Raw genomic sequence first — 3,983 nt, 5'->3', positions numbered from 1 at the left:
GCCGATTGGAAAGAGGGAGAGGACGTGGTAGTTTTGCCAGCCATCAAAACAGAAGATATTCCGGCCAAGTTTCCAAAAGGGTTTACCGAAGTGAAACCTTATTTGAGAATGACGCCCCAGCCTAACAAGTAATTTTTAAGATTAGTTGGATACTGTTTTTACCGCATAAAATTCATAATCTTTTTTTGTTTTAATTATTTGCATTTTTCAGTTTAGTTTTTTTAAATTAAACCACTAATTTAATTCTAAGAAAATGTTATGAAAACTGGAAAAGTAAAGTGGTTTAACACTCAAAAAGGTTATGGTTTTATCGTTACCGATGATGGTAAAGATCTTTTCGTGCACTTCAAAGATGTACAAGGCGGCGTAAATGCCATTAAAGACAACGATGATGTACAATATGATGTGGAAGAAGGCAGAAAAGGGCTGCAGGCCGTAAACGTAAAAAAAGTTTGATATAAGGAACATATACCTAACTCTTTGTAAAAGTCTTTCAATGGTTGAAAGGCTTTTTTTATGCCTTTAATTTTGGTTGGTGCCAAAATCAATCAACCTAAACAAAGCAACAGCGAGGCGGTTAAAAATACATGAAAGTTGCTTACCAAGATTTACAACATAAGTTTGAAAAAATACTGTTGCAACACAATTTTTCTGCCGTAAAAGCAGCATTGTGTTCAAAAATATTTGCCCAAAATAGTTTGGATGGAGTTTACTCGCATGGCTTAAACCGTTTCCCGGTTTTTATTGATTTGGTGAAAAATGGTTTGGTTAAACCGGAGGCAGAGCCGGAAATTTTAAGCGAAAACGGCGCGTTGCAAGTTTGGGACGGCTACTTAGCGCCAGGAATTTACAACGCTTCTTTAGCCATGAAAGCGGCAACCGATCTGGCAAAAACAAACGGAATTGGTTGCGTTAGCATCAAAAACACCAACCATTGGATGCGCGGTGGCACTTACGGCTGGCAGGCTGCTGATGCCGGTTGTATCGGTATTTGTTTTACCAATACCATTGCCAATGTGCCGCCTTGGGGAGGAAAAGAACCGCGGTTGGGCAACAATCCGTTGGTAATTGCGGTGCCAAAAACAGGCGGACATTTGGTTTTGGATATGGCCGTTTCGCAATATTCGTACGGTAAACTGCAGGAACACGAGTTAAACGGGCAACTTTTGCCTTATCCCGGCGGTTATGATGAAGCAGGAAATTTAACAACCGATGCCGCAGCCATCCGAAAAACAGAACGCGCTTTGCCGATTGGTTTATGGAAAGGATCGGGGCTTTCGTTGATGCTGGATGTGGTTTTAACAGCTTTAAGCGGAGGAAAATCAACGTCAGCAATCACCTCAGCAGGAAAAGAAGCTGGCGTTTCGCAAACTTTTATTGCCATTTATCAGCCTGATCTTCATCAAAACTTAATCGAACAGATTATCGCTTTTACGAAAACCAGCGAACCGGTTGAACCAAATGGCCAAATTTTTTATCCCGGAGAAAAAACTTTGATCACCAGAAACGAGAATTTGGCAAAAGGCATTCCGGTGAACGAGGAAATTTGGAAACAAGTTCAACAATTATAAATCCGCTTACCTCCTTAAACTATTTTTTGCGTTTCTCATCCAACTCAAAAATGTGATGCCAAACTGCATGAAACCTTTTCAATTAAAATTCCTGTTGGTTCTTCCGCTGCTTTTTTGCGTTTCTTTTGTTCAGGACGATGCTTCTTTTACCGGTAAAAATTTCAGTTTTAAAGCCGAGGTTTTGCAGCGGGTAAACCAAGTCCGCGCGCAGGGCTGCAATTGTGGCACCACTTATATGCCGCCGGTTGCACCTTTGGTTTGGAACGATCAATTGGCTTCTTCTGCTGCTGCACATGCGCAAGATATGGCCAACAACAATTATTTTAGCCACGAAAGCCGGAATGGCGACCACATTCAGCAACGGTTTGAAAAAGCCGGTTACACGCCTGCCGGTTTTCAGCGTTATATGATTGGCGAAAATATTGCCGCCGGGCAGCAATCCATCGAACAGGTAAACCGGGAATTGTTTAAAAGCGAAAAGCATTGCAAAAACCTGATGAACCCGGCTTTTAAAGAAGTTGGTGCTTACGTGTACAACTATTATTGGGTGGAGGATTTTGGCGGACGTTATCCTTTTTCCGGTAACAACTTTACTTCGCGTTAGCCGAAGTTATGATACTGTTTTTACCGGCATAAAAACAGTATCAAAGCTTACCACATCAAATCCAGCAACGCTTCGTAATCTTTGTCGGCCATTTTGTAATTGCTTACTGAAATTTTATTTTTTTGGAAGCTTTGCAGGATGTTTTGCTTTTGTGAGAAATCAATTCCTGCTTCGGAAAGCTTGACGGGAACATCAATGCAGCGGTAAAAATCCTGCATCTTCTGCACAAAAGTATTCACCGTAAAATCCGAATCTACGTTTTCCAAACCAAAAACATGTTTCGCCAAAAACTTAATCCGGTTTAAATAACGGTATTGATGATATTTTAACCATGCACATAAAACAATCGCTAAAGATGCACCATGCCCAATTTCATATAGCACATCTAAACTATAGGCCAGGCAACTGATGCTTTTATCAGAATAATTTCTACCCGCGCTTAACGTATCATTTAAAGCGATTGTTGCAAGCCACATCAGGTTGGCGCGCAACTGGTAATCGCCCAAATTTTGCATCACTTCTTTACCATTCTGAATGCCTAAACGGATCAAGTCGGCCGTAAAATAATCAGTCAAAACAGCATCGCCTTCGTTCAAAAACTGTTCGATTGCATAAGCAATCATGGTGGAAACGCCGAAAGCGGTTAGTTTGGCCGACACCGTAACCGAATAATACGGATCTAAAAAAGCGGTTTTTGGGTAAAACAAAGGCGAACTGAAATCTTTTTTGATGCCGGTTTCATAATCGCACAAAACCGAAATGTTGTTCATGGCCGAACCGGTGGAAGCAATGGTTTGGATATTCAAAACCGGGAGTGCTTGCTGCGGTGCTTCTTTTAGCATATAAAAATCCCAAACCGAGTGGTTGCTGTAAAAACCTGCCGCAACCGCTTTTGCCGTATCAATTACCGAGCAGCCACCAATGGCGATCACCACTTCGGCACCATAATCTTTCGCTAATTTTACCGCCCTGTCTGCATCCTGGTAGGTTGCGCTAGCCTTAACACCTTCAAAAGTAACGTGGTCTAATCCAACCATATTCATCAAAGAAACCACCCGTGCATACAACCCGTTCCGCTTTGCCGAACTTTCTCCGATCACAACCAACGCTTTTTTCCAGGATATTTCTGCAGGCAACTGGTCGGTAACTTCCCGTCCAAAAATCACTTTTGTAGGATTATACTGAACAAAATTTTCCATCAGGCTAAGATAATCCGAATTTTGAATTTTTACAGAAGCTTTTAAAATCATAACAGTTGGATGCTTCTTTTACCATACTTTTTTATTGCAAATGCTTTTGCTTTTCGTTATCGTAAATTAAATATATTTACAAGCTTAAAAATTCAAAAACTATCTTTTACATGACTGCTACAACATCTGCAAAAAACAGAAACATCCTTTTTTTAGTGATCGTTGCGGCTTTGGGCTATTTTGTTGACATCTACGACCTGGTGATTTTCTCGATTGTTCGGCTTCAAAGTTTCAAAGACATCGGCGTAAAACCAGAAAACATGCGTACAGACGGCGAATTTGTATTGAACATGCAAATGGGCGGACTGCTTTTAGGAGGGATTTTGTGGGGAATTATCGGCGATAAACTGGGGCGGATAAAAGTATTGTTCGGTTCGATTCTGTTATATTCAATTGCTAATTTTCTAAACGGTTTAGTGCATTCGATCGAAATGTATGGCATCGTCCGTTTTGCTGCCGGCATTGGTTTGGCAGGAGAATTGGGCGCCGGGATTACTTTGGTAAGCGAAACTTTAAGCAAAAAAAACCGCGGCTACGGCACGATGATGGTAGCCGTTG

At 41.2% G+C, this 3,983-nt stretch carries 5 protein-coding genes and 1 pseudogene; 5 read left to right on the top strand and 1 reads right to left on the bottom strand.

Annotated elements, in window-relative coordinates; genetic code table 11:
- The 4 genes and pseudogenes from Q0192_RS17460 to Q0192_RS17445 all read left to right on the top strand — a co-directional run.
- Positions 1-132 (top strand): annotated as a pseudogene (locus tag Q0192_RS17460) (peroxidase); the annotation flags it as partial.
- Positions 133-258: 126 nt separating this feature from the next.
- The gene (locus Q0192_RS17455; protein ID WP_174288621.1) at positions 259-456 is read left to right on the top strand and encodes a cold-shock protein; all 198 of its coding nucleotides are present in this window, start codon (positions 259-261) and stop codon (positions 454-456) included.
- Positions 457-587: 131 nt separating this feature from the next.
- Entirely contained in the window at positions 588-1,571 is a 984-nt protein-coding gene (yiaK, locus tag Q0192_RS17450) for a 3-dehydro-L-gulonate 2-dehydrogenase (protein ID WP_299291538.1), read from the top strand.
- Between the two features lie 67 nt (positions 1,572-1,638).
- Entirely contained in the window at positions 1,639-2,175 is a 537-nt protein-coding gene (locus tag Q0192_RS17445) for a CAP domain-containing protein (protein ID WP_299291536.1), read from the top strand.
- 47 nt (positions 2,176-2,222) lie between these two features.
- Here the strand turns inward: Q0192_RS17445 and Q0192_RS17440 are convergent, their stop codons facing one another.
- Entirely contained in the window at positions 2,223-3,374 is a 1,152-nt protein-coding gene (locus Q0192_RS17440) for an iron-containing alcohol dehydrogenase (RefSeq protein ID WP_299291534.1), read from the bottom strand.
- Between the two features lie 161 nt (positions 3,375-3,535).
- Here Q0192_RS17440 and Q0192_RS17435 point away from each other — a divergent pair.
- Positions 3,536-3,983 (top strand): MFS transporter (locus Q0192_RS17435; RefSeq protein WP_299291532.1); only part of this gene is annotated, 448 nt, incomplete at its 3' end.

The organism is uncultured Mucilaginibacter sp. (assembly GCF_937859865.1).
GTDB lineage: Bacteria > Bacteroidota > Bacteroidia > Sphingobacteriales > Sphingobacteriaceae > Mucilaginibacter_A.
The sequence above is the reverse complement of the archived record's forward strand: the minus strand, read 5'-3'. Positions and strand labels throughout refer to the sequence as shown.

Bases quoted from the DNA above. Each gene is read 5' to 3' on its own strand.
- Q0192_RS17440 (WP_299291534.1), bottom strand. From the start codon at position 3,374: ATGGAAAATTTTGTTCAGTATAATCCTACAAAAGTGATTTTTGGACGG.
- Q0192_RS17445 (WP_299291536.1), top strand. From the start codon at position 1,639: ATGAAACCTTTTCAATTAAAATTCCTGTTGGTTCTTCCGCTGCTTTTT.
- yiaK (WP_299291538.1), top strand. From the start codon at position 588: ATGAAAGTTGCTTACCAAGATTTACAACATAAGTTTGAAAAAATACTG.
- Q0192_RS17455 (WP_174288621.1), top strand. From the start codon at position 259: ATGAAAACTGGAAAAGTAAAGTGGTTTAACACTCAAAAAGGTTATGGT.